Raw genomic sequence first — 22,946 nt, forward strand, 5'->3', positions numbered from 1 at the left:
TCACTCACTAATGACTAAACGATCAATAATGGATTCGGCCATATGGGTCTTTTCTGTGGCTTCAAAGTCATTGTCATATAACTCATCAACAGTAAATTCATGTAAAAAAAGAATGATTTCTTCTTTATCTTGTGAATCAATAATTCTTGAACCGTTTTTAATATTCTCTGTAATCCATTTTTTTTCTTCTTCTAACAACAAATTGATCGCCTCCTTTATAGTCTATTGGTTTGTATTAAATCACCGCTATCGGGGTTTATAGTAACCGCACATTTTCCTTTTAAGATATATGTTTTAGACCGCTTGCCACTCTTATGCGGCTTTATGGTCGCCTTATCGCTATTTTGTAAGCAGTCTTTTATATACTCAATAGGTACACCTTGTCTTGGCTTTTCGCTCATAATCTCAGCCTTAACAGCAAAACTGTTTTTATTTATGGTTTCGTTACTAGATTGATATTCGCCAATCACCCTATCAATAAAGTGTGTCTTATATCCAGTAATCATTATATCATCACTAGTCTTTAATCCAACTAGCTTTTTATCGACTTCTTTAGCAACATTTATATAGGTTTCTTCGTCAATCAAAGCTGATATATCATGATTTTGAATCGCCTTCTCTCTGCCTTTTAACAGCATTGAATATTTATTAAGCGATACATTATTTGTTCTCTTATCACCTCTTGACGGGATACCAGTACCAACTTTACCAAGCCCGTCGGCATAGATGCGCTCTTTCTGCTGTTTCAGACCCATGGCATCGCTAAATCTAGCGTATTCATTCATCTGAGCTCGATATCTGGCCTGTGTGGCCAGTATATCAACTTCGGAACCACCGGACTCTTTCAAGATCTTGATGTGCTCACGATAGGCGCGCATATTGGTCTCCATCTTACGCATCCTTTGCGTTGCCTCATAACCTGTATAGTCTTTACCTTCATATTCCTTTGGTGTGTCGTTCTTCCACTCTTCGAGCTCTTTCTTGGTGTAAGTGTGCTTACTTAGTCCAGGTATCACCGGGTAATAATTGTGGTAGCAGTTCGCCCCGAGAAGGCCCGTTACATCTCCAAGGCCACATACTTCTTCAAGCTCTCGCTTGGTGTACCATCCACCTTGCCAAACGGCATGGGTTGGTCGAGCATTCGCATGTGCGGTAACCTCAAACATATCTGTGTTAAGGTCTTTGGCCACTTGATCGGATATACTCGAGTTGATATCCGATAGGCTCGACATGACCGCACGTCTTGCTGCTACAGTTATGCGGTTGTGCCATCCAGTGTCATAGTTGATCCACCTCACGCCGGAGTTGGTCATCTCTATTACGGCCTTGCGCAGAGTCGTGTTGTAGTCAAAGGCACCGGATGCAATATCTACATAACACTGATTGAGCTTGTCATTAACATAGTCCGTTAGCCTTACCGCTTTCAGTCCGGTATCTTCTTTTACGACAAAGCCAAGGCTTCGAGTCATGTTGGTGTAGTCATTGATCGTGTTCCTTCGCTTCTGATCAACGATATTGCGCAATTGCGTATTGGCTATCCATGGCACAAAGTCCTTATTCAGATATTCATACATCGGCTTGTAGCGAATGTAGTCGGTCTTGATGGCTTCTTCGTAAAGGCCATTGACATAAGCCTCAGAATCACCGAGCGCGCTCTCTACAAGCTTGCGTATATCTGCATTGGAGTAACCCATCAATTTGAGTTGATATAATTGCCAATCCGCACTACGTGTGATCACACCGGCGTCATGGATCCGCCTGGCCACATCAAGCATGATCCGTATCTCCAAATTCGCAAAGATCTTTTCCGCGCCATAACCATAGGACTCTAATGTGCTTGGGTCGATCATACTACTCTAGTACGTCCGCTTGCTGTGGCAGATTCTTGAGAGCTTCTTCAATGGATTCATTGCGCCATCTCGATCGGTATTCCTCAGGACGCAGCGTTCCATTGGCCAGGTCTGTCTGGTCATTTTTACGCTCGGTCTCCTTGTCTTCGATGATCGAATCATCAAAGTCAATTTGGATATCTTCATACTGGATATCTGTGCCCATTAAATAGCCAATCGCACGGATCATGCCACGGATAGCGGTATCCAGTGGCTTCTCATGCTTCTTCAACGTAGAGTACATATCACTGTCCTCACTGATCACCTCAGTAGCCGTCTTGACTCCTTTGGTGGCGAATTCATATTGATTGGTACCCATACCGCATTTCTCAGATAGTAAATTCAACTGAAACTGCAAAGCCTCTTTTAGTTCACTGATCCGGAAAGAAGGACTAAAGTCATGTAGCTCAATACCGCCATCGCTTCCACCTTCGCCGACCATGCGCAACACTTCCTCATTGTCATCAATCACATTGTGTTGGTTACCGTTGGCGTCCATCGTGAAGCCTTCGCCAGCCATGAGTATATGTCGGCGTCCGGTGCGTACCTCAGAGTCAAAAGCATCAAAGGTCGTGTCGATTTCTTTCAGTACATCTACCGCATTCGCGTATACAGATATGCCCATCGGGTTGTAGATATCCACATTATTGACCTGTTTTGGTTTCACGATCTGGAACAGTGGGATATCCGTATTCAAGTATGTAATTGGTTCCATGCCTTCCGGTAGCGGCAATTCATCGAAGGAACCACTTGCCTTGATCTGTATCATGTGGTTCTCGATCTGGTACAGACCTCTCTCATCCATCACGTGCATCTGGATATACAGATAGTCACCAATGCTCTTATCGTGGCGTTGGGACGCGAAGGCGCACTCTTTAATACCTGTCGAATCCCAGGACAATGGGTAGATCATATTGGCCATGATGTAGTCAACGAAGATCTCATCATCCTTCATGTATTCCAGGAAGGCCCCACTTCCTAACGCACAGTACTTCTCACACAATTCGTTGGTGTTCCCTTCAAAGTCATTGGCATCCAATATCTGATGGACTCGGGTATTGACGGTTTCCGGTTCAATGGCAATCTGAACTTTTTCGTTCATCAATAAATTGGCCCATGTCTCGCACACCGTTTTCGCCATCCCTAGTGACTTGATGACCCTGGACCTCACAGTCACGCCATTCCAGTACTGTGTCTTGTGATTGTCATCCAAGCTATTCATGTACCAATCCATCCAGTTTTGTATGATTTTGTAATACTCGGCATCGACAGTGTCATATCCAAGATTCTTCAGATAGGCGCATACACCGGACGATGTCTGTTTGGCCTGTTCGTTCATTCCTTGTCCTCCCTTTCTAAGTACGGCAGCATGCGCTTCATGGTGCGCCACTGTCCCATGACCGCGTACCGGATTGCATCCATCGCGTGGTCATGCTCTTTGATTGGCTTCTCGAGGCCCCGATCAATCGAATCGGGGTCGTAGCCGTATAAATAGAATTCAGATTCTGCATTCTTCTGCTTATCACATAAAAAAAGTGCATCGTAGCTTAACAGCTTCTGCACTCGGTTGATTCCTTCGGTCACTGTGTTGTCTGCATTTCGTAATACTATCTCCGGACATATCCGCTTGATCTCCTCCGCCAAACCTTTGGCAGACGGATCAATATAGACGTATACACGCTTTCTTCCATGCGTCTCATACAAGGTATCAAGCATAGCGCGAAAGTCCTTGGCGTAATCGCTAGGGCTCTTCTGCCGTCCGGTATCACGGCCGGAATAGTAATATTCATCCAGGCCTTGCATACACTTATTTGTCATATCCATGCCAAACACTTGATAGGTGGTCGCGTTCATCTGACCATAGTCGACACCGATCGCATAGTAAGCATAGTTATCCGTAGAGCCTATATGTCGGATGTGTCTGTCCGGATCAAACATGTAGTAGATCAGATCATCGATACCGACCGCCTCACCAAGCCACACCCATCGATACATCTTGTTATCGGCCTCGGCCATCTGATTGGCCGCATCAATAAGCTTTTGTCCAAGCCACTCGGCCGGCACATCCTTGTAGCTTGAATGGATGTGGATGCAGTCGGACCGCTTCTCCATCATGCGCACCCATTCATTAACAGGCGCTTTCGGGTTCTTCGGCGGGTTGAACAGGTAGAGCATACGGAAGAAGTTATCATTGCCACGTACGAAGGTGGCTTCAATGTTGGATAGCTCTTCGGCGCCTTCTCCCTTGTCAAAGAATTCAGTCAGCTCATCCAATACGACCATGCGGATGCTTCTTTCCTCATCGATCATACCTTTGGTATCATCAATCGAATCAGATCCGGTAAAGTAGATCGTATTTCCATTGGCTAGATATGTCATCTGCATTGGGCTCTTGGTGATCTTGAACTGACTCTTTTTAAGGCCAAGCCTTTGGATTGCTCGAATACACTCTTTATAGACTGTCTTACGCAGCTTGTTGTGATGCTTGCGCATGACCACGACAGCGGTGTCCGGTTCTGCCACGATCAGGTAGTCGGCCAGTATAGCCATACAGCTCGATTTGGTTCCGGCGCGACCGGACGTGAGTATCTGATGCATATGTGTCTTGTCGTTGACCAGTGGCAGATACTTTGGGATAAGGATATCGGACAGTCTAACTGTCTTCTTCCGGTGCGTCATTGATGATCACCACCTCATCATGTACATCTTCCACCTGGTTCGCGTCGAACAGTCCGAAGCGTTTGCCAAGCAGTTCCGCGGCTTTCAAGGCCTCTTTTTCATCCGGTGCTTTTTCGATGGTCCTAGCTTTCGAATAACCTTTACCAGTACCCTCGACAACCACGACCTCCGCTTTCGATTTCTTTCTCATTACGGAAGTAAGATACTCCATGACTTCGTTGATGTCCGCAGTGTTATCGTTATGTATTGCTTCAAGGCGATCGTCTATATAGGCTTTGACGTTAGCTTTTGCTAGCAACTTAGATGCACAGGCACTCGCCACTCTGTCGCTTTTAACATTTTTGTAAACAGACAAATAAGCCCTTGTCGCATTCAAATCTTTAAGATACTCTTCCGCAAATAGCATCTGCTTTTCAGTCATGGCTACCTCCTTTCGTCTAGGCACGTAAAAAGGCGGCAAGATTATTTCAAATCTCGAACGATCGTCCACTCATCATCAGACAACGTCCATTTCTCTGCCGCCGCTTTCTCTGCCGCCGCTTTCTCTGCCGCCGCTTTCTCTGCCGCCGCTTTCTCTGCCGCCGCTTTCTCGGATAAAAGAAAACCTGAACCAAAAATACCTTTTTTACGTCTCCTCTGCGATTCGAGACTTCGTATAAAGTGCATGCTTTCCGCTTTTGCTCGGTATGTTATGCCATTATGCGCAATCCTTTGTGCCATAGCTGCCGTCAATACGTTCGGCGGATATGAGTATTTAGGCATCTGCTTTTTCTGCTTTTTCAGATTCTCATTGTTTGCTACTTGCACAACCTTGTACAAATCTGCATTGGCATCGATTTTCCAATCTCCGAGGTTCGTGACAAACGACGTACAGACGCCCGCGCCATTCTCGTATGTAACATTTACCCCTACAGGTAAGTAGTTATCCTCCACAGAAGCAGAAAACAGCGTAAGCGCGGGTGCAAACAAAAAGTAGTTGATACCATTTTTTACATAGAATCTGCGTATTTTGCTTATTATCGAGAAAGGTGGGTTATCAATCACAACGCAGCCATCCGGATAATCATAGTTCTCATAATCTCCACCTGGCCAGAACGGCCGCACTATCTCCCTGCCCTTAAGCCCGTAGTATTCAACCGCCCAGTTCCTGACTACTGCATATACATTCTCCGGTGTATAGCAGTCATCTGTTGTCAGCTTTGGCTTAAACTTGTCAACAAAATCTTTATATTCCTTTGTTTCTGCTGATTCAAATTTCATTCTGTTCCTTTCTGAAAATGAGTATAAAAAATAACACGCATTTCTGCGTGCTAACGAGTGTTATTTTCAAGAGGATTGAAATAAGACCCCTGAAAGCAGCACGTAAAAAGGCGGTCCGTTAAATACGTCCGCCTCGTGTGCTTATCATACAGCCCTCTTTCCTTAGGACTTCGTACGATATCATATTACCACTTAAAAGTGGTTTACAGTGTAAACTCTTTACGATTCCACCCCGAAGATATACTTTTTAATTCTATCTTCTCCGATAGAATCGATAGCGTTATACGCTTCATTATCTGAGCCAAAATAGATCGTTCCTATTCCAAAGCCATCAGACTTATTATTATAAATCCATATATCATAGTGAGAATCAAAGTCACAGACGATATAGTAATTATTTTCTCCTTTTTTAAACGTTCTCCTTCCCCCAAGACGCAGCATCTCTGCTTCAATCTTACGCCTTTCCACTTCGGTTTCCGCTTCATCTTTCGTTAAAAATACGTTACATATTTCCCTGCTTCCAATTTGTAAAGGATTACCATCCCATGGTCCAGGCAAGACGCTTCCATTAACATTGATAAAATAACATGCATCTCCATCTTGCAATTCCCATACCGTTTTAGGCTTATCAATATATGTTTCTAACTTTGATTCTGGTCTTGTATATGTATATTTCTTTCTATCAGCTTCAAGTTCATACCAGTATTCATTTCCCGAAAAACTATACCTGTCAATCTCTACTACAGTATAGATATCACCATCTTCGATATCTCTGACTTTTTGACCTTCTTTGAATTTAGGATCTTTTATTTGCATTCTTATTCACCTCAACATAACTTTCTAATTTCTTTTTTGATGTGCTTCCACATACCTTGACGTGTATACCCGTACTTCTCCGCCACATCGTCTGAATGCTTTCGGTAGATGTACAGGTCCCACAAGATATTCTGATCCGCCAATGGCAATAGCTCCGTCCACCGCAGATCAAGCAGCCGCTTGCGGAAGTGTTCAAACTCTGCCTCCTTACTGGATATGATCTCATACAAAGCCAGTGGACTGTGGTACTGCGGTTGGTAGTGCGGCATTGGCAGAGGGCTCCGTATCTGCTCCGGTGTGAGGTTTGGACCAGATCGGGCTAGTCCTGTCTTCTTGTGATTGAGAACTTCAAGTTCTTCATTGATCTCGATCAGACGGTGGCAGCAGTATCGCACCGTCTTGAACTCGGATATCAAATCTTCATACGTCATGTCTTCTACCTCCTTAATGCATCGATCAGGTTCTGCTGTGTGACCTTCTTACGGTCCAGAGCCATGATCATATCTTCATCAATCGTATCTTTGGCGATCAGATGGTATATCAATACATTCTGATTCTGTCCCTGGCGGTACAATCTAGCATTGGCTTGCTGATATAACTCAAGATCCCAGTTTGGCAGTGTATACCACACCATGATGTGACCGCCTTTCTGCAGATTAAGTCCATGCCCTGCACTGGCAGGATGTGCCAACAGGACATCTATATGGCCCCGATTCCAGGCGTTTACATCTTTCGCGTCTACCAATTCGCGGACGTTGACTTTCATCGACTGAAGGTGCTTTTTGATGCGATACAGCTCATGTCGAAAATAGTAGAATACCAACACCGGATTCCCATTCGCGGATTCGATCAGATCATCCAGTGCTGCAAGCTTGGAAGAGTGGACGATCTGTGTACCTGTAATCTCACCATTATCGTTTTTGGTGTATATCTCTCCGGAGGTCATTTGAAGCAGTTGACCGCAAAGTACGCCGGCATTGGCAGCTATCAAGGTATCATTATCGTTCAGTTCCAGTACTTTCTCTCGCTTGTAAGCGCGGTACTGATCAAGCGCCATAGCAGGCATCCTGATTGGTATTTCGAGGCGCTGGACAGGCGGAAGCTCGGCGCACTCCTTCTGATTCAAGGACATACAGATATCGCCTATACGCTCGTAAATGCGCTGTTCTGCATCGTCCTGTGGCTTCCATTCGTAGACGATATAGCCGTTCCGTCTTCCAGGCTTGAGATATCGCTCACGGAACTGGCCAAGCGTACGGCCTAACCTCTCGCCTCGATCCATCAGATAGATCTGGCTCCAAAGGTCCGGTATACCTCTTGGTGCTGGCGTACCAGTAAGACCAATAAACCGGTCGACCAAAGGCATCACTTTTCGTAAAGCTTTAAAGCGCTGTGCCTTTGGATTCTTGAAAGCCGATAGCTCATCAATAACCACCATATCAAAGGCCCAATCACGGCCATGCTTATCAACAAGCCATTGCACATTTTCTTTGCCGATCAAGAATATATCGGCATCAGCCTGTAAGGCTTCCTCTCTCTGCTTCGGTGTGCCAGCAACGACAGAGTAGCTCATATCTTTCGTGTGGTCCCATTTTTCGATCTCATCGGGCCAGGTGGACTGGATGACACGTACCGGACCGATGATCAGCACCTTGCACACATCGATCGGTACCAGCTGATCCAGTACCGTCAAGGTAGTCACGGTCTTGCCGGCACCCATTGGAAGAAAGAGTCCGCACTTCTTATGATCCAGGCAGAACCGTATCGCACGTTTCTGATAGTCGTGTGGTCTAAATTCTGTCATATCGTGACTCCTGCGGAAGCATGCCAGCGCTCAGCGACCGGATCAGATCATCGACCTGCTCTTTGGAAGACAGGCAGTACACCTTGGTGCCGCGCTTGCGGATCTGTTTGGCTATGGCTTTTTGAAGTTCTCTTGGTTTTTCACCTGGTGCCTTGGTCTCAACAAAGAAGGCATATCCATAAATCAAGCACAGCCTATCCGGTACGCCGGCATTGGATGGACTCGTGAACTTGAAGCACAAACCGTTGAGAAGTCCGATCTGATGCACCAGGTAATGCTCAATCTGTTTCTCGACCATGTGTTCTTACCTCAAGTCTTGCCCTGTTTCGTTCGACTTTTTTGTGAACAAAGTAAAGGATCAGATCATCCGGCAGAACGTAATAGAGTTCCATCTGCCGGATGCATATCAACACATCTGCGATTTCTTCGGCCATATTGCGAAGGAATGGGTTCTCTGAAGTAAGATCAAGCATATACACGTCCACGTATCTTGCCGCCTTACTAATTGCTTTCTGCAGTTCGGACAGTTCTTCCATAGCAATCAGACTTTGATGCTCGATACCGTAGTAATCAAGCACCTTAAGCTGATGCTTATCGTCTATCAATGTTCTTAGTGGTGTTTCTTGATTAATCATCTTCATCATCTCCAATTGTTTTTTTTCCAAATCTTTTTGACTGGAAACGCGGAAACGGAAACGGTGAGGTTTAAAACTTTATACGCGTATACGCGTGTATGTGCGTATTATACGCGTGTATATGCTATATATTATATATTTTACTAAGTTATAAGAATTACCGTTTCCACCGTTTCCAATAGCTCTAAAACGCTTATTTTATCGCTTTTCAACTGGAAACAGTGACCGATTTCACCGTTTCCAAAAAAGCATTTTACCGTTTCCACCGTTTCCAAGTTCATTTATTATTAAACATTTAATTTAATCTTAACCGTTTCCATTTTGGCTTCACCGTTTCCAATTTGAACGCCACCGTTTCCAGTTTATTGCCTGGTTTCTGGATTGATGTACACTTTTTGTTTGCCATATTCTGGCCCTCTCTGCCTTGGTGATTTCCCTTTTGGCCATCCGATATGGTCCATGATGGCCTTCAGTTCTCTCTGGTCCGAGTTAGTAAATTTGATCCGTGAACCTTGCATGACCTCGCACCATATCTCCAACAGACTGACGCAGTCACGTACCTCGGTGCCTTGTACCCTGTCCTCATCGGTATCATTGAGCCACTGGATTCGGCTTCCAAGGTCCATATCTTTCCATCCTTTTGGCAGTTTGGTGTCGAGATAATTGCGTACCAGGTCCTCACGTACAGAACGATAGGTATACTCTTCCTGCGCTTCCGTCGCTTTCTTCTCAAGCTCATCTGGAAGATACAGCTTCTCGCCTTGTCTGAAGTACGCCGTTGCCTCTGCCCATATCTGATCACGTTCCTTAGGAAGGCCCTCAAATATCGATTTGGTCGCTCGATCAGCATCCGTACCGATTGGCCAGAAGCGTCGGCTTCCTGTATAGTCCCTTAGAAACTCTGTGTCATTGGTCGTCCCGAAGAAGACACATTGCCTTGGGTTGTCAGATACACGTCTTGCATAGGCCTTTCTATATCGGTCCTCTCGCTTGGATATGAACTGCTTCATGGCTTCTATATCTGCACGCTTGGCGGCACTCAATTCGGACCACTCAAGGATCCATGCACCTTGCAGTGCCTCATATCCTTCTTTACCGGATATCGATGTGATCGAGTCACTGAACCACTCTCCACCAAGAATGGACAGCATGTGGCTCTTGCCGATGCCCTGTCGACCTACGAACACGGTCATGTAGTCCATCTTGCATCCTGGTGTAAATACTCTTGCTACGGCGGCCGTCAAGCTCTTTCGAGCCACGGCGCGCACATACTCAGAATCCTCACTGCCTAGATAGTCGATGAACAGTGTATCCAGTCGCTTGATACCGTCCCATTTCAATGACTTGAGGTACTCGCGTACTGGATGGAATGCGTGTCTTTCCTGGACATATGCGATCGCATCATCTGTCTTTCCTCGAGCCACCAACTTGTATTTCTTCTCAAGGTAATACCTTAACGAGGCATCGTCGGTATCGGTCCATGTGGCATCCGTCTGATCATAGGGCCACCATGGCAGACTTCCAAGCTTGACAGGCTTCTGTCTGAACTGATCATATCCGCCGATGCCATCTTTGATATTTGGATCGTTCAGTAGGATTTGAACAATATTATCTGTGGTCTGTTTCAGGTTGCCTTTCTTGTCGTATTCGAGCTTCTCGAGCCATGAGGTATCACTTTCTTCTGTCTCGTCACCGAAGTCCTCCTGGAGCGCTTCCGCCTTGTCCAACGCCAATTGCTGGCGTGTATTAGAGTCCTTTTCCATGAGCTCGACCATCTTTTCATTGGACACTTTATCTTCAAGATCCGGCCACTTATGGAGCCGTACGAGGTCGTAGGCATTGCACAGCTTCTGACCGGTTGGGTCGGTATTGTGATTGGAGTACGCGAACTTATCATCATAGATGACCAGTCCGCCACTGGTCGACCCCTTGGCATAGGTCCATCGGTTCGGGTCCGCCGTTGGTGTGTATTCATCTGGAATAAATGTATCGATGGCTTCCTGTATCGTGTAGGCACGGCAGAAGGCCCCGATCCAACCCTGTTTGGATAGCGGATCTTCCGCCTTAGAGGCTACTTTTTTATGTACCTCGGTCTCATGTGATGACCGAGGCCAGTAGCTCATGTCCGTCCAGTCCGGATACTCGGCTAACACTGCATCCGGATCCAGCAGATCACCATCCTCGACCTGGCATACATACTCACCATCCTTGGATGTAGACGGCCAGAACATCATTCGCGCCGGCTGATATGTCGTATCATCGAACCGATCCATGCCGATGAACTCGGCCTGTTTTCTAGCTATGGCCTCGTATTCGTCCGGTGTGACCGGTCGTGATAATGGTATGCACCATCTATACTTAGGCTTTTCTGGCGTATGCTTATGTGTACTGTAGATGACACACGCATAGCCGTAGAGCATGTCTATATTGTCTATAAACTCACTGTCTGCAAAGTCTGCATCCAGTGTGATCATGGAGCGTGACAGTACGCTCTGATTGTTGCGCCGTCCGCCTTTGAGCTCACCGCCGACAAAACCGCCCACATCTTTGATTTCCGACTGCTCATCGCGACTCATTGACTTATATTCAGCCACCGTCTCGCGTGTTCGTACGGTGCTCTTTAGGCGCTCTGTGAATGCGTCCCATGTGATATCCAGATTATGATACTGTTTTTGCCGACGGCTCTTGCACGTCGCTATTTTCATCTTGTCCCCCCCCTATCAATCCTTCTTATAGTAGCTGGATGTGAAGCCGTCACCTTTGAGCATCAGTCCAGGTGCCCACTCGATCGGTGTGGCCATGATATCCAGTATCTTTTTATAGATTTCCTCTTTTTGCTCTGCCGGTACCTCGCATATGATTTCATCATGCACATGCATGACGATCGGTATACCTGCTCTGTCGCATCGGTAGAAGGTTTCGGCCAGGCAGTCCCTGGCGATGGCCTGGACAACGTTCTCGGTCAGCTTGCCGCCCCATGTTGTAATGGTCGTCCACTTGTGCGCCTGGTTGAGACCGTCGAACTCGATATGACCGTCCTTGATACGAGGGTTGACGTACGCGATATTACGACCGCTTGGCAGTCGGATATAGACCTGATTGCCATGTCGGAAGCACATCATATTGCGATCCAGTGTGACTGTTTCGCCCTGGATGGCGCCCTCGAAAGCGTGACCTAGAGTGTACCAGTATTTATGGATGTGCGGACTGGATCGGCGCCATCGGTCGACGGTTTCCTGCATCTCTTTTTCGGACATGCCGAGTTTATCGGCTTTGAAGTTCTTCATTGCTGGTACTCCGCCGCCATAGCCAAGCGCCAGTTCCGCGATCTTGCCTTTTTGGCGCAGTTCTCCATTGACACCATGCTTGACCACGGGCACACCGAACATCTGCGAAGCCGATGCACAGTAGATGTCTCCGCCTTTTTCGAACACCTTCATGCGCCATGTTTCACGCGTAAGCCAGGCGATCACACGGGCTTCGATAGCACTGTAATCAGCGACCGCAAAGGAACATCCGGGCTTTGGTATGATGGCCGTACGGATCAACGTAGAAAACACGTCATTCATGCTCGGGTAGAGCATCTCGAGCACGTCCCAGTTGCCATCTTTGACCAGGCTTCTCGCTGTGTCCAGATCATCAAACTTAGGCTTTGGGAAGTTCTGCGGCTGTATCAATCGTCCGGCCCATCGTCCTGTCCGTCCGCCATAGAATTGAAAGCATCCGTGTACCCGTCCATCAAGGCATACCGAGCGCGTAAAGGCATCATATTTTTTTACGGATGTCTTGCCAAGCTCCTTTCTAAGCTCGAGCATCTCGCGCGTTTCCGGTTGGATATCGTCACTTTCCAACATGTCGTCGATCGCGCTCTTGCGCAGCGTATCGATCTTATGTCCTTCCTTCTCCTCAAGCCAACCTTTCAGCTGGACGATGGATCGGGGATTCTCAAGACCGGTCAATAATTTGGCCCGTGCCATCAGATCATCGGAGTGATGCGTACCGTAGCTCTCGATTGCAGATACCATATCCATATCGATCTGTATGCCTCGATCGTTGATACGCTGATCAATGTACCAGTAGACCCACTCCGATGGCTTGATTGGTGTCATGCGATTGAGCTTGTCCCATATGGCTCGCTCGGCGATCACATCACGGCGATTGTACTCAATGAAAAGCTCCCACTTGTCCGGAGCATCCTTCGGTCGGTTGATGGTGCGTCCGCCGTTAGCCTTGGTAGGCTTGCACGGCTTGCAGAAGTACTGTATAAGACGCCGTCCGGTATCGAGCTTGGTCTCATCCTCACCCAATCCAAGTGCCGGACCTAATTGTGCCAAGCTTGCTGGGTATCCCTGTTCACTGGCCATGATCATAGTATCTTCCCACTGATCAGGCGGCAGATAGTGACCCTTAGAACATAGATATTGCGATAAGCATACGCGCTCGAAATTGGCATTGTGCGCGACCTTGAGCACTTTTGGATCCGCGATATCCATCCTCAATGGAATCGGTATATCCTCTTTGGTGACGTCAATGACCTTGACCGGTCCGTCGTCATACGCATATCCAAAAAGAAGTATGCGAAAGTCGTCGCTTTCTGCATACTTGTATAGGCCGCACTTGGCGAGGTCGACACTGGAGAAGGTCTCCAGGTCGATGTGCAGTATCTTAGAATAGATCATCATCGTCATCTTCTTCGACCTCATCGGCGAAGTCGGTAAGTCCAGACACGCGGCCGCCCATAAAGTCGCCGTCTTTCTTTTTGATGACATTGGACAGACCGCACGCGATACCGGTACCAGTACGGCTGTATGGATAGAAATTGAAAGTGATCTTGCCATAACATCCGGAATAGACTTCTTCTTTGATCTGTTCCGGTTGCAGTTTCATGACGACCCCTTTTGACAGGATGCAGACATCCGGTGCAGTCACTGCTTTGGCGGTCATCATGTATTTGCCTTTATAATCGGTATTGTCCATATAGCGCTCATCCTCATCGCAATCGACTAGGATGCCGTTGATCGTTCCTGGCTTTCTTTTTAATGGCGTGGCCTTGTTCGCAAACAATTGGCCAAACTTCTCGATGCCCTCCTGTTTGGCTTCGTTGTAGTTATCTTTGATTGTTTCCAAAGTCTTGTGATCGCTTTTATCGATAAGAATCGATACACTGTATTTTGGGTTTGGTGCATCATTATAGGCATATGGCTCCGCTAAGTGAACAAATGTAAATCTTACTAATCCTGTTTTTACTCTTTTTACTGGCATAAATTAATCCTCCTCTTTTTCATCTTTGAAATCATCGATACCGGATTGCCACTCCGGTCTTCTATCGGTAACTGGTACAAGCACAGGCTTGCCTTGCGGCTTCTCGATACAGCCTTCGGTAAGCTCTGAGAAGTGCTTTTTTCCTACAAGCTTCTCCAGTGCCGTGATGGTCTTTAATTCCGGCGCTTTCATGTAGGCTTCTTTCGAGTAGCCTTCCTTATCGAGCATAGACATCACCATTTCTTGATCCACTATTTTTCGCCTTGATACACCTTCAACGACTTTATAGCCGTCGTAATGTGTACCGTTTAAGGCCTGGTTTAGCGCGAACTCTTCGATATCTTTGGTCCAGGCTTTGACATCCGGAAGCATCGGCAGTATCTGCGCTACTTCATCATCTGTTAGAAGCATGGCGTCCAATTGCTTGTACCTCTCGTTCATCTGCTGGATTTGTTCGGCTCGTGCCTTGCAGTTTCCTTTGACCTTGCAGAAGCGGCACCACTCTCCAGGCTTCTGCTTTCCTTCGCCCTTCCAGGCCATATCGGCGCTTGGCTTGACCACCATGGCTAGCCAAGTGGTCAGATCATCCACATACATGTCATATGTACTGATGTGATCCAGGCGCGGCTGGAAGATGTGGAGCTTGATCTGGTCAAAATCAAAGTACATCTCGAACTGATTGAGAGCTCCGGCGCCGTAAAGCATCAATTGTGAATTGTGCGGCGCATCGACTGGCACGCCTTTGCCATATTTGAGATCGATGACGTGCAAGGTGTCATCTGATACTACGATCGCATCCGCCGTACCGAAGCCGCCCGGGATCCATGGCGTTAGATCCAGTTGGACCTCGACATATAGCTCGGTCCCTTCACATTTCTTTTTTTCTTCGTTGAACACTTCGACCACATAGTCTCGGTATGCAGTCGTAGCTTCGTCCATCTCGCCATCCTCGCATTTGACCTTGCGTCGTGGATGGCCTTCTTTCCAATTGGTTAACTTCTGTTCAGCTTTTGCATGCGCGACTGTACCTTCGGCGGCATAGATGCTTGCCTGTTCCGGTACTCTTTCTTCGAGCCGGGCGCTTGGTGTGCAGTGGATCCATCGGTTGCTTGAACTTGCACTCAGTACTGCGTGTTGACTAGGCATGAAGCGCTCTCCATAGTTCATCCATGCGGTCTTCTGGAACCTGTTGGAGCTTCTTGGCGCCGAACTGATCAAACAATGCCTTTAGCTCATCTTTTCCGTGCGAGCGTTGAAAGTCTGCACAGGCCTTTCGTACATCCTCGAATGAGTACTCAGGCTTTTTAATATCTGATCCAGTTGATTCTGTGCTTGTCTCAGCTGGATCCATTTTGATGGGATCGGGTTCAATCGGATCCGTGTTCCATGGCGCATCCACTGGTGGCTCATGGCTTACCTTTTCTGCATGCTCGTCCAGTGCTTTCTGTACCGGACGATTGGCCGATCGCTCAAGGCTTTCCTTGTCGATCACGCCCAAATTCACAAACAGTGAACCCATGTTGCGACTGAATTCAAGTGCTTTGTCAGTCACATCAATACTTAATTTGATATCCATATTAATCCTCCTCATTGTCCTCGACAACGATTCGCTTCAGTGCGAATTCGACGAGCAAATCGCCTAACGCGCCCTTGCTGTATCCTGTTTCCTCGGCGATCTTTTGAATCTTTTCGAAGTTGTTCGCATTAATCATGAGAGGCTTTCTTAATTCTGATTTTGTCTTTGCGTTCGCTTTAATGATTAGTTGGTCCATATGTTTTTTCCTTCTTTCTGTTTCTCGATGCGCCCCGATCTGCCGATGGTCGGTAATTGACTAGGGGAGATTACATGGTTGTACAGGGTTGCTATATCTGCTTTTTGACCATCGACAGGTCGAGGCACACCGAAATTGTGTTATACTATTTGTGGGTTCTTATCGGTCCCACTGAGCGCTACGTCCTTCGAATCTGTGTAGTCGCTCTTTTCTTTTCTCAAGCTCCTTTAGTGAGATATTCATATATTTGGCCAGATCCGGTGGATTGATGTAGTACGTGTATCTTGTACTACCATGCATCCGGATCGCGATACCGATCGGCAATGCTTTCTGTTGCAAGGCGATCCGAATAAATTCCGGATTTCTTTCCAACAAATCCGCCGCCTCATTTACGGTAATTCTCATGGCTCTTGCCTCCTTTCTATAGAATCTTGGTTGCTATATCTGCGATCATGGCTATGCCGCTATCGAGATTGACACAAATCTCTTTCTTATAGCCGTTTTCGAATTCGGCTACTACGATTTCATCATCATCCATCTTGGTGTATTTAAGACTGATAAGATCGTATAGGTGTCGTGTCTTTTTTAGTGCTAATAGAAGCGCATCACAGATTGCTTGCTTGTCTTCTCTCGTTATGATCGCCTCTCGAATCGCATTACGTAATATCGCCTGTTCATCCTCTCTCATTCCGATCGCCTCCTTTCTATCCTCCTAAAAGGCCTATCACAAAGGTGCATACCACGAATGCCGTAATTAATATGGCAGCATCATGCTTGTCCTGTTTTTCTTGACGCGCCTTTTCTCGAAGAGCGTCCTGAGCAATTCGGGCGTCAATTTCTTTTTGGATTCGGTGGTCGTTTATTTTTTTCATAAATTCGTAATTCATAATTTCTTGTGTTCATCCTTTTTATCCGCGTCTTCTTGGCATAAAGCGCAAAAGATGCCATATGTTGTGGAACTAGTGACTTGATTGATATCATCCATAAGGGCCTCTAGGTCTTTTCTTGAGACATCACCTTTTTCCTTCATGTAGGCTCTGACCACTATGCTGATCTCATATGGAAGCCCAATTTCTAATTCACTTTTGTAGCTGGTCATTTGTGATCCTCCTTTTGTATATTACGGTTTAACCGTAATTTTAAGTCAAAAAAATAAGCTGATTATAGGAAACGCCATAAACCTTCTCGATGCGTTTAAGTGTTACGACGTCGGGGAATGTCTTTCCGCGCTCGTAATTACTTAGAGTATCAACGCTTACACCGATAAGTCTAGCCGCGTCTTCTTGACTCAGCTTTTTAATTTCTCTTGCAGTTTTCAGTGTCATTTTGATATCGCTTGGCATGTCAATCAACTCCTCTCTTTATCTGCCTCAAATGTACTACGGTTTAACCGTAATGTCAACGGTTTTTCCGTAATATTTTCGGTTTATCTTGAATTTATTACGGGTAATCTTGTATAATATAGGCAATTAAATAAAGGAGAATCTCTATATGTCTAGCCTAGGAAATAAAGATATAATGGCTGGAAACATCCAACGATTTTTAGATATTTCCGGTAAAACAAGAACACAGATTTGTAAGGATCTGGATATCCCGTATACCACTTTTGTGGATTGGATCAAGGGGAACACCTACCCACGAATCGATAAGATAGAGCAGATGGCTAATTATTTTGGTGTTGAAAAAGCCGATCTAGTTGAACCAAAAGAAGCCCGTATCGTGCCGAGCTCTGTCAATATACCATTATATGACCATATCTCGTGTGGCACGGGCATGTTCGTAGATGATCGCCCAGAGGACTATATAGCCATACCGGATAAATATCTGACACCTGGTGTGGAGTACTTCGCCAACACGGCACATGGTGATAGTATGATCAATAAAGGCATCAAGGACGGTGACGTGCTTGTGTTCGAGCGTACGTCAGTCTTGGAGAACGGTATGATCGGGTCTTTCTGTATCGATAACGAAAAGGCGTACTGCAAGATATATAGGCGTCTGCCTAATGGCATGATCATGTTGGAGTCTGCCAATGACAGGTATGACCCAATAATGGTAGACGTAACCAATGAGTGTTTCCGAATCATTGGGCGTTATAAATTTAAGTTCAGTATTGAACAGTGAGGAGAGAGAAAAAATGAAAACAGAAAACACTATTGCTAAGATCTTGAAATTTGGTTCAATTTTTCTATTCGTGATCGCCGTCGCAGGATCGATAATGCTATCGTACGTGGAAACAACAGACTATTCTAATTTGTATGATGATTATAAATATGACGATGATGATTATGATTATAGCGATGATGATTATGATTATAGCGATGATGATTATAGCGATGATGAAAAACCAGAAACAACGACCGAATTCGACTCTTCAAGCTTTGTTAGATATCTTTTTGAATCTACAATCGCCTGCACACTTATCTTCGCGTTTGGCGAACTAATTGAACAGACAAGCCAAACACGAAAGCATGTAGAAGAAATGGAACGGGTGCTCAATGGAAAGACAGCGCATGATATTCTAGAAGACAAATAAAAAAAGCGCCCTCACTGGCGACTGGTACTCGTCATAGAGGGCTTGCACATAAAAAGAATGACTGACAATCATTAATCTTTTTATGTGCTCATTTTAACACGAGAAAGGAATGAGTACAAACATGACAAAGAGATTAAGACGGTTACCAAATGGATTTGGATGGATCGATAAGCTACCTGGCACACGAAGAAAGCCATATAGGGCTAGGGTACTAGTGTCCAAAGAGCTTGATATGGACGTTCAGAAAGTTAGAAAAAAGTTTCAGACAGTTGGATATGCAGAGACCTGGACCGATGCTTTTGAGCTTCTCCGGGCATATCACAGCTCGCCGTATGGCTTCGAAAAGAGGGGCATGACGGTCAAGGAAGTATATGATGCATGGTCGGCCGACCACTTTCTCATCGTCTCGGAATCGACGCAAAAAGGCTACCGTGCGGCCTTTCAGATTCTCGAGCCTGTCTATGGTATGAAGTTCAAGGACCTGACTGTCCAGGATATCATCCGTTCTATCGACGCATCCGGCAAGAATGCACCAACGCTTAAAAGGTTCAAATCCATGATGAATGCCTTGTATAAGTACGCGATTGGACAAGGCATCACAGATCGAGACTTATCTTCTTATATCGACCTGTCCAGGTATCGCAACAAGAATCCGAACCGTACCGAGCATGACCGCTTCACGGCCATCGAGATCAAGCGGCTATGGAAACATACGGATGACAGCACCGTGCGCATCATACTGGCCCTGATATACTCCGGTGTGCGCATCGATGAGCTTCTCAGTCTCAGACGCGAGGATGTGCATCTTGATGATCAGTATTTCGATGTGACCCACTCTAAGACCGACAGTGGTGTGCGCATGGTACCGATTGCCGACAAGGTCCTGCCGTTCTATCGAGAGTGGATGGCTGTTGGTGCCGATACGCTTATCAGTCGTGATGGCATACGGCCATATACATATACCACTTTCCGAAAATACCATTGGGATCCGGTACTCAAGTCATTGCGCATGCATCATACACCGCATGATACACGGCATACCTGTGCAAGTATGCTTACGGAAGCAGATGTCAAGCCCGTGGTGATCAAGAAGATACTCGGCCATAGTGCCAAGATGGACGTGACCGAGAAAGTGTATACCCATCTTGATGTGTCGACCCTGTTGGAAGCAGTTAACTCTATCTAATTTGTGGGGCTTTTGTGGGGCTTTTGTGGGGCTTTGATACAAATTGATAGCTTTTCAGACAAATGAAAACGCCTTAGGTATCGTATTTTAACCCAAGGCGCTTTCAAGAAAGTTTTAAGAAAGGGAATTTGATTATGAAGTGAGCTTTTCCTTAGCTCTGTAGAAAGAATACACAACAATCATGGCTTATTTATGCCAATAATGTGTGAAATTTTGTGATTACTTACGGTTCTTTTTATTTGCTTTCCACATTTTTGTTTTTTGTGTGATCTTATCATCCATCTTTTTATTGATTTGAATGGCATATTTATCTTTAAAAACTAAATGCAACGTATGAGATCCAATCCCACCAATGGGTTCTCTTTTCTCAATATCTTTAAATTTGAAAAAGCGATCCCCAAAAAAGAAACCATCATTCACAAACCACATTCGTTTATTTGCCAATGAAGAAAAGACCATACTAATAAAAATAATGGAAATCATGATATAAGCCACACGGTATAGTCCAACAGAATCGGCATTGACATTCATCGATTGAATATTCAATGCGATCACAATGCCAACAACGGCCATGATGCCACTGGAAATGACCCAAGCTTTACTATCATCAAACAATTCTGCATCGGCATTCACTTTTTTCCATTCTGTTAATGCTTTTCTATGCTTGGAATAGATTTGAACCGTATGAAATACGGAATAAATCATATAAGCAACCAAGATCAGCATGATCAACCAACTTGTCCAATTACCTGACATATTTCATATCCTCCCTGAATCGATAGTCGTATTATAGCATACTGTGCTACACTAGTAGCATGAAACCAAAAAATAATCTTGCTCTGATCCAACGTATGAATCATTCCACAGCCTTTCTGCAACGTCACAATATGACGATCGTCGAAGCTTGGGAGGGCCATGCTCGTGTCGATATGACCATCGATGATTCGATGTTAAATGTCTTTCAAATCGTTCATGGCGGCCTGCTTTTTTCTTTAGCCGATACCGCTGCAGGGACAGCCAGTTTCGCTAGTGGCAGAGAAAGTGTGACCCTGAATGCATCCATCAATTACATCAAACCTGCAACCGGCAAAAAAATCACGGCCATTGCGACCGAAATATCCAGAGGCCATACAATTGGCAACTATGAAGTTTTCTTATTCAATGAAGAAGAAACCATCATTTCCCGTGCTACCTTTACGATGTATTTTCTCAAGAAAAAAGAAGAAAAGTAACTTACTGTTCTTCTAAAAAGGCTTTCAATGCTTTTAATTGTTTGACCGCTTCCAACCGTCCCATTTTATATACCCGTTCCAATTCCTCGGGATCATGACAAATCGAACCAATATTTAATGGCTCTTGGGGACGAAGCACAAACAGCTTTTTGTCTTCTTCTAACACTTTGATGGCATCCAACGTCGCATTATAAGATGTATGACGATGCTCCAGATCTTTAATGACTTCTGGATATCGTTTCAACAGTACACGCAATGTCTTCATGTTTTTTTGTGGTTGTTTGCGATAGGATGCGGGTTGCGTCAACAAAACAACTTGTTTCTGATATCCCAAAGAAAACATTTTTTTATAAGGGATCGGATCGGACACACCACCATCATAAATGGTATATCCATCCACATGGACGGGACGAGCAAATACCGGAATCGATGCGGATCCACGAATCCAAGTCAGATCATTATCTTTGCCATCGATGCAACGATGATACAATGGATCACCTGTATTCGCATCGGTTGCGACCACATAAAAATCCATTGGATCTTTTTTAAAGGTTGCTGAATCAAACACATCTAATTTTTTTGGCAATCGATCATAATCAAATTCTGCACCATATAGATCTCCTGTCAAAAATAAAGAACGAAAACTACAATATCGCCAATCTTGACAATATTTCTTATTGTAGCGTAACACTCGATAGGGTTGATGCGATTTCAGATTGCACCCAAACGTAGCCCCAGCCGAAACCGCAATGGCTCCATCAAAGGTAATGTTGTTTTCCATCCAAACATCCAATACACCGGCGGTAAACATACCACGCATGGCACCGCCTTCTAGTACTAATCCTGTTTTCATTCATCATCTTCCTTTCGGAATGCTTGTGCATATCCATGATCTTCTCTAAAGCCTTGATATAAAGGGGCTTTTTCAATCTTTTCAATATGATATGGCGTGGTTTGATAAACATAATTCAGCCAATTTCGATACAACAAATTCGCATGAGAACGCCATGTCAAGATCGGTCTTTGATGCGGATCATCATTAGGAAAATAATTTTCGGGTACATGAATGGGTTTTCCGGCATTCACGTCACGGAAATATTCTTGGGCTAATGTATCCACTCCATATTCAAAATGACCCATCACAAAGATCTGACGATATCCCTTGGTCACAATGATCGTTGAGCCTGTCTTTTTGGATCGTGATAAAACAACCAAACGATCTTCTTTTGCGAGTTCTTTCTCATCAATTTTGGTATGGCGTGAATGCGGAACATTATGGATCTCATCAAAACCATTGGTCAAGAAATCATATTCATCGCACAATTCATGTGGAAAGATCCCAAATAGTTTTTCCTTCAATTGATATTTATGGATACCATAATGATAATACAATCCCGCTTGTGCGCCCCAACAAATATGCATCGTAGAAAGCACGTGACTCTTGGTCCAATCAAAAATATGGGTCAATTCTTCCCAATAGTCCACGTCTTCAAAGGGCATTTCTTCAACGGGGGCACCCGTAATGATCATACAATCGTAATAATTTTCTTTTAATACATCCCAATTTTCATAGAACTTTACCAAATGATCTTTGCTCGTATTCTTTGATTCATGACTCGAAACTTTCATCAGATCAATATCCAGCTGCAAAGGTGACTTACTTAAGAGTCGCAAAATTTGGGTCTCGGTCTCAATTTTTTTAGGCATGAGATTTAAAATAACTACACGCAAAGGTCGAATACGTTGACGACGTGCATTCTCATCATCAATCGCAAATATCTTTTCACTTTCTAATATTTCCTTTGCCGGCAATTCATTTGGAATATTAATAGGCATAGTTTTTTGGCTCCTTTTGTCGTTTAGTACTATTCTACA

General features: G+C 45.1%; 29 protein-coding genes. 4 read left to right on the forward strand and 25 right to left on the reverse strand.

Annotated elements, in window-relative coordinates:
* From MOZ64_RS01755 to MOZ64_RS01860, 22 genes are all read right to left on the reverse strand, one after another.
* A complete protein-coding gene (locus MOZ64_RS01755) occupies positions 1–198 on the reverse strand; it encodes a hypothetical protein (RefSeq protein WP_320324903.1) in 198 nt (65 codons plus the stop codon).
* Positions 199–215: 17 nt separating this feature from the next.
* Positions 216–1,850 carry a phage minor capsid protein gene (locus tag MOZ64_RS01760; protein ID WP_320324904.1) on the reverse strand — a complete coding sequence of 545 codons (1,635 nt, stop codon included), beginning with the start codon at positions 1,848–1,850 and terminating at the stop codon, positions 216–218.
* 1 nt (position 1,851) lies between these two features.
* Positions 1,852–3,228: a phage portal protein gene (locus MOZ64_RS01765; RefSeq protein ID WP_320324905.1), complete on the reverse strand. Its 1,377-nt coding sequence runs from the start codon at positions 3,226–3,228 to the stop codon at positions 1,852–1,854.
* Positions 3,225–4,487, reverse strand: coding sequence for a PBSX family phage terminase large subunit (locus MOZ64_RS01770; protein WP_320324906.1), 1,263 nt, complete (start codon positions 4,485–4,487; stop codon positions 3,225–3,227). Before MOZ64_RS01770 ends, MOZ64_RS01765 begins: the two co-directional genes overlap by 4 nt.
* 55 nt (positions 4,488–4,542) lie before the next feature.
* Positions 4,543–4,989 (reverse strand): terminase small subunit, encoded by a 447-nt coding sequence (locus tag MOZ64_RS01775; protein ID WP_320324907.1) that lies wholly within the window; start codon positions 4,987–4,989, stop codon positions 4,543–4,545.
* Between the two features lie 41 nt (positions 4,990–5,030).
* Entirely contained in the window at positions 5,031–5,828 is a 798-nt protein-coding gene (locus tag MOZ64_RS01780; protein WP_320324908.1) for a hypothetical protein, read from the reverse strand.
* A gap of 219 nt (positions 5,829–6,047) precedes the next feature.
* Positions 6,048–6,644 carry a hypothetical protein gene (locus MOZ64_RS01785; RefSeq protein WP_320324909.1) on the reverse strand — a complete coding sequence of 199 codons (597 nt, stop codon included), beginning with the start codon at positions 6,642–6,644 and terminating at the stop codon, positions 6,048–6,050.
* 11 nt (positions 6,645–6,655) lie between these two features.
* Complete coding sequence (locus MOZ64_RS01790) at positions 6,656–7,075, reverse strand: hypothetical protein (RefSeq protein ID WP_320324910.1); 420 nt, start codon at positions 7,073–7,075, stop codon at positions 6,656–6,658.
* 5 nt (positions 7,076–7,080) lie between these two features.
* Positions 7,081–8,448 carry an SNF2-related protein gene (locus MOZ64_RS01795; RefSeq protein WP_320324911.1) on the reverse strand — a complete coding sequence of 456 codons (1,368 nt, stop codon included), beginning with the start codon at positions 8,446–8,448 and terminating at the stop codon, positions 7,081–7,083.
* Positions 8,435–8,746, reverse strand: a complete 312-nt coding sequence (locus MOZ64_RS01800) for a PDDEXK family nuclease (protein ID WP_320324912.1) — start codon at positions 8,744–8,746, stop codon at positions 8,435–8,437. Before MOZ64_RS01800 ends, MOZ64_RS01795 begins: the two co-directional genes overlap by 14 nt.
* Positions 8,727–9,083 (reverse strand): nucleoside triphosphate pyrophosphohydrolase family protein, encoded by a 357-nt coding sequence (locus MOZ64_RS01805; protein WP_320324913.1) that lies wholly within the window; start codon positions 9,081–9,083, stop codon positions 8,727–8,729. Before MOZ64_RS01805 ends, MOZ64_RS01800 begins: the two co-directional genes overlap by 20 nt.
* Before the next feature lie 362 nt (positions 9,084–9,445).
* A complete protein-coding gene (locus MOZ64_RS01810) occupies positions 9,446–11,788 on the reverse strand; it encodes a virulence-associated E family protein (protein ID WP_320324914.1) in 2,343 nt (780 codons plus the stop codon).
* 15 nt (positions 11,789–11,803) lie between these two features.
* Positions 11,804–13,771: a DNA polymerase gene (locus tag MOZ64_RS01815; RefSeq protein WP_320324915.1), complete on the reverse strand. Its 1,968-nt coding sequence runs from the start codon at positions 13,769–13,771 to the stop codon at positions 11,804–11,806.
* Positions 13,749–14,345, reverse strand: coding sequence for an ssDNA-binding protein (locus MOZ64_RS01820; RefSeq protein WP_320324916.1), 597 nt, complete (start codon positions 14,343–14,345; stop codon positions 13,749–13,751). Before MOZ64_RS01820 ends, MOZ64_RS01815 begins: the two co-directional genes overlap by 23 nt.
* 3 nt (positions 14,346–14,348) lie before the next feature.
* Positions 14,349–15,512 (reverse strand): DUF2800 domain-containing protein, encoded by a 1,164-nt coding sequence (locus tag MOZ64_RS01825; protein WP_320324917.1) that lies wholly within the window; start codon positions 15,510–15,512, stop codon positions 14,349–14,351.
* Entirely contained in the window at positions 15,484–15,921 is a 438-nt protein-coding gene (locus MOZ64_RS01830; RefSeq protein ID WP_320324918.1) for a hypothetical protein, read from the reverse strand. Before MOZ64_RS01830 ends, MOZ64_RS01825 begins: the two co-directional genes overlap by 29 nt.
* Before the next feature lies 1 nt (position 15,922).
* Positions 15,923–16,117 (reverse strand): hypothetical protein, encoded by a 195-nt coding sequence (locus MOZ64_RS01835; protein ID WP_320324919.1) that lies wholly within the window; start codon positions 16,115–16,117, stop codon positions 15,923–15,925.
* A gap of 159 nt (positions 16,118–16,276) precedes the next feature.
* A complete protein-coding gene (locus MOZ64_RS01840; RefSeq protein WP_320324920.1) occupies positions 16,277–16,522 on the reverse strand; it encodes a hypothetical protein in 246 nt (81 codons plus the stop codon).
* A 16-nt stretch (positions 16,523–16,538) separates the two neighbouring features.
* Positions 16,539–16,805 carry a hypothetical protein gene (locus tag MOZ64_RS01845; protein ID WP_320324921.1) on the reverse strand — a complete coding sequence of 89 codons (267 nt, stop codon included), beginning with the start codon at positions 16,803–16,805 and terminating at the stop codon, positions 16,539–16,541.
* Positions 16,806–16,821: 16 nt separating this feature from the next.
* Positions 16,822–17,004: a hypothetical protein gene (locus tag MOZ64_RS01850; protein WP_320324922.1), complete on the reverse strand. Its 183-nt coding sequence runs from the start codon at positions 17,002–17,004 to the stop codon at positions 16,822–16,824.
* Positions 17,001–17,216 (reverse strand): hypothetical protein, encoded by a 216-nt coding sequence (locus tag MOZ64_RS01855; protein ID WP_320324923.1) that lies wholly within the window; start codon positions 17,214–17,216, stop codon positions 17,001–17,003. The genes MOZ64_RS01850 and MOZ64_RS01855 overlap by 4 nt, the downstream gene beginning before the upstream one ends.
* A 40-nt stretch (positions 17,217–17,256) precedes the next feature.
* The gene (locus MOZ64_RS01860; protein ID WP_317313202.1) at positions 17,257–17,460 is read right to left on the reverse strand and encodes a helix-turn-helix transcriptional regulator; all 204 of its coding nucleotides are present in this window, start codon (positions 17,458–17,460) and stop codon (positions 17,257–17,259) included.
* A 148-nt stretch (positions 17,461–17,608) separates the two neighbouring features.
* Here MOZ64_RS01860 and MOZ64_RS01865 point away from each other — a divergent pair, with 148 nt between their 5' ends.
* The 3 genes from MOZ64_RS01865 to MOZ64_RS01875 all read left to right on the forward strand — a co-directional run bounded on the left by MOZ64_RS01865 (position 17,609) and on the right by MOZ64_RS01875 (position 19,839).
* A complete protein-coding gene (locus tag MOZ64_RS01865) occupies positions 17,609–18,241 on the forward strand; it encodes a LexA family protein (protein ID WP_320324924.1) in 633 nt (210 codons plus the stop codon).
* A gap of 13 nt (positions 18,242–18,254) precedes the next feature.
* A complete protein-coding gene (locus tag MOZ64_RS01870) occupies positions 18,255–18,653 on the forward strand; it encodes a hypothetical protein (RefSeq protein ID WP_320324925.1) in 399 nt (132 codons plus the stop codon).
* Between the two features lie 232 nt (positions 18,654–18,885).
* On the forward strand, positions 18,886–19,839 hold the full coding sequence (locus MOZ64_RS01875; protein ID WP_320324926.1) for a tyrosine-type recombinase/integrase: 954 nt from the start codon (positions 18,886–18,888) through the stop codon (positions 19,837–19,839).
* A 219-nt stretch (positions 19,840–20,058) separates the two neighbouring features.
* Here MOZ64_RS01875 and MOZ64_RS01880 read toward each other — a convergent pair whose 3' ends face one another.
* Positions 20,059–20,595, reverse strand: a complete 537-nt coding sequence (locus MOZ64_RS01880; protein ID WP_320324927.1) for a hypothetical protein — start codon at positions 20,593–20,595, stop codon at positions 20,059–20,061.
* Positions 20,596–20,654: 59 nt separating this feature from the next.
* Between MOZ64_RS01880 and MOZ64_RS01885 the strand changes: the two genes are divergently transcribed.
* Positions 20,655–21,071 carry a PaaI family thioesterase gene (locus MOZ64_RS01885; RefSeq protein WP_320324928.1) on the forward strand — a complete coding sequence of 139 codons (417 nt, stop codon included), beginning with the start codon at positions 20,655–20,657 and terminating at the stop codon, positions 21,069–21,071.
* A gap of 1 nt (position 21,072) precedes the next feature.
* Here MOZ64_RS01885 and MOZ64_RS01890 read toward each other — a convergent pair whose 3' ends face one another.
* Together MOZ64_RS01890 and metA are read right to left on the reverse strand one after the other, a co-directional pair.
* Complete coding sequence (locus MOZ64_RS01890; RefSeq protein WP_320324929.1) at positions 21,073–21,924, reverse strand: patatin-like phospholipase family protein; 852 nt, start codon at positions 21,922–21,924, stop codon at positions 21,073–21,075.
* Positions 21,921–22,907, reverse strand: coding sequence for a homoserine O-acetyltransferase MetA (metA, locus tag MOZ64_RS01895; protein ID WP_320324930.1), 987 nt, complete (start codon positions 22,905–22,907; stop codon positions 21,921–21,923). Before metA ends, MOZ64_RS01890 begins: the two co-directional genes overlap by 4 nt.
* Between the last annotated feature and the right edge of the window lie 39 nt (positions 22,908–22,946).

Origin of the sequence: Absicoccus intestinalis (assembly GCF_033971885.1) — a bacterium.
Taxonomy (GTDB): Bacteria; Bacillota_I; Bacilli_A; order Erysipelotrichales; family Erysipelotrichaceae; genus Absicoccus; species Absicoccus intestinalis.

Coding starts and splice junctions, on each gene's coding strand:
- MOZ64_RS01760 (WP_320324904.1), bottom strand. CDS start 1,850: ATGATCGACCCAAGCACATTAGAGTCCTATGGTTATGGCGCGGAAAAG.
- MOZ64_RS01765 (WP_320324905.1), bottom strand. CDS start 3,228: ATGAACGAACAGGCCAAACAGACATCGTCCGGTGTATGCGCCTATCTG.
- MOZ64_RS01770 (WP_320324906.1), bottom strand. CDS start 4,487: ATGCATCAGATACTCACGTCCGGTCGCGCCGGAACCAAATCGAGCTGT.
- MOZ64_RS01775 (WP_320324907.1), bottom strand. CDS start 4,989: ATGACTGAAAAGCAGATGCTATTTGCGGAAGAGTATCTTAAAGATTTG.
- MOZ64_RS01780 (WP_320324908.1), bottom strand. CDS start 5,828: ATGAAATTTGAATCAGCAGAAACAAAGGAATATAAAGATTTTGTTGAC.
- MOZ64_RS01785 (WP_320324909.1), bottom strand. CDS start 6,644: ATGCAAATAAAAGATCCTAAATTCAAAGAAGGTCAAAAAGTCAGAGAT.
- MOZ64_RS01790 (WP_320324910.1), bottom strand. CDS start 7,075: ATGACGTATGAAGATTTGATATCCGAGTTCAAGACGGTGCGATACTGC.
- MOZ64_RS01795 (WP_320324911.1), bottom strand. CDS start 8,448: ATGACAGAATTTAGACCACACGACTATCAGAAACGTGCGATACGGTTC.
- MOZ64_RS01800 (WP_320324912.1), bottom strand. CDS start 8,746: ATGGTCGAGAAACAGATTGAGCATTACCTGGTGCATCAGATCGGACTT.
- MOZ64_RS01805 (WP_320324913.1), bottom strand. CDS start 9,083: ATGATTAATCAAGAAACACCACTAAGAACATTGATAGACGATAAGCAT.
- MOZ64_RS01810 (WP_320324914.1), bottom strand. CDS start 11,788: ATGAAAATAGCGACGTGCAAGAGCCGTCGGCAAAAACAGTATCATAAT.
- MOZ64_RS01815 (WP_320324915.1), bottom strand. CDS start 13,771: ATGACGATGATGATCTATTCTAAGATACTGCACATCGACCTGGAGACC.
- MOZ64_RS01820 (WP_320324916.1), bottom strand. CDS start 14,345: ATGCCAGTAAAAAGAGTAAAAACAGGATTAGTAAGATTTACATTTGTT.
- MOZ64_RS01825 (WP_320324917.1), bottom strand. CDS start 15,512: ATGAACTATGGAGAGCGCTTCATGCCTAGTCAACACGCAGTACTGAGT.
- MOZ64_RS01830 (WP_320324918.1), bottom strand. CDS start 15,921: ATGGATATCAAATTAAGTATTGATGTGACTGACAAAGCACTTGAATTC.
- MOZ64_RS01835 (WP_320324919.1), bottom strand. CDS start 16,117: ATGGACCAACTAATCATTAAAGCGAACGCAAAGACAAAATCAGAATTA.
- MOZ64_RS01840 (WP_320324920.1), bottom strand. CDS start 16,522: ATGAGAATTACCGTAAATGAGGCGGCGGATTTGTTGGAAAGAAATCCG.
- MOZ64_RS01845 (WP_320324921.1), bottom strand. CDS start 16,805: ATGAGAGAGGATGAACAGGCGATATTACGTAATGCGATTCGAGAGGCG.
- MOZ64_RS01850 (WP_320324922.1), bottom strand. CDS start 17,004: ATGAATTACGAATTTATGAAAAAAATAAACGACCACCGAATCCAAAAA.
- MOZ64_RS01855 (WP_320324923.1), bottom strand. CDS start 17,216: ATGACCAGCTACAAAAGTGAATTAGAAATTGGGCTTCCATATGAGATC.
- MOZ64_RS01860 (WP_317313202.1), bottom strand. CDS start 17,460: ATGCCAAGCGATATCAAAATGACACTGAAAACTGCAAGAGAAATTAAA.
- MOZ64_RS01865 (WP_320324924.1), top strand. CDS start 17,609: ATGTCTAGCCTAGGAAATAAAGATATAATGGCTGGAAACATCCAACGA.
- MOZ64_RS01870 (WP_320324925.1), top strand. CDS start 18,255: ATGAAAACAGAAAACACTATTGCTAAGATCTTGAAATTTGGTTCAATT.
- MOZ64_RS01875 (WP_320324926.1), top strand. CDS start 18,886: ATGGACGTTCAGAAAGTTAGAAAAAAGTTTCAGACAGTTGGATATGCA.
- MOZ64_RS01880 (WP_320324927.1), bottom strand. CDS start 20,595: ATGTCAGGTAATTGGACAAGTTGGTTGATCATGCTGATCTTGGTTGCT.
- MOZ64_RS01885 (WP_320324928.1), top strand. CDS start 20,655: ATGAAACCAAAAAATAATCTTGCTCTGATCCAACGTATGAATCATTCC.
- MOZ64_RS01890 (WP_320324929.1), bottom strand. CDS start 21,924: ATGAAAACAGGATTAGTACTAGAAGGCGGTGCCATGCGTGGTATGTTT.
- metA (WP_320324930.1), bottom strand. CDS start 22,907: ATGCCTATTAATATTCCAAATGAATTGCCGGCAAAGGAAATATTAGAA.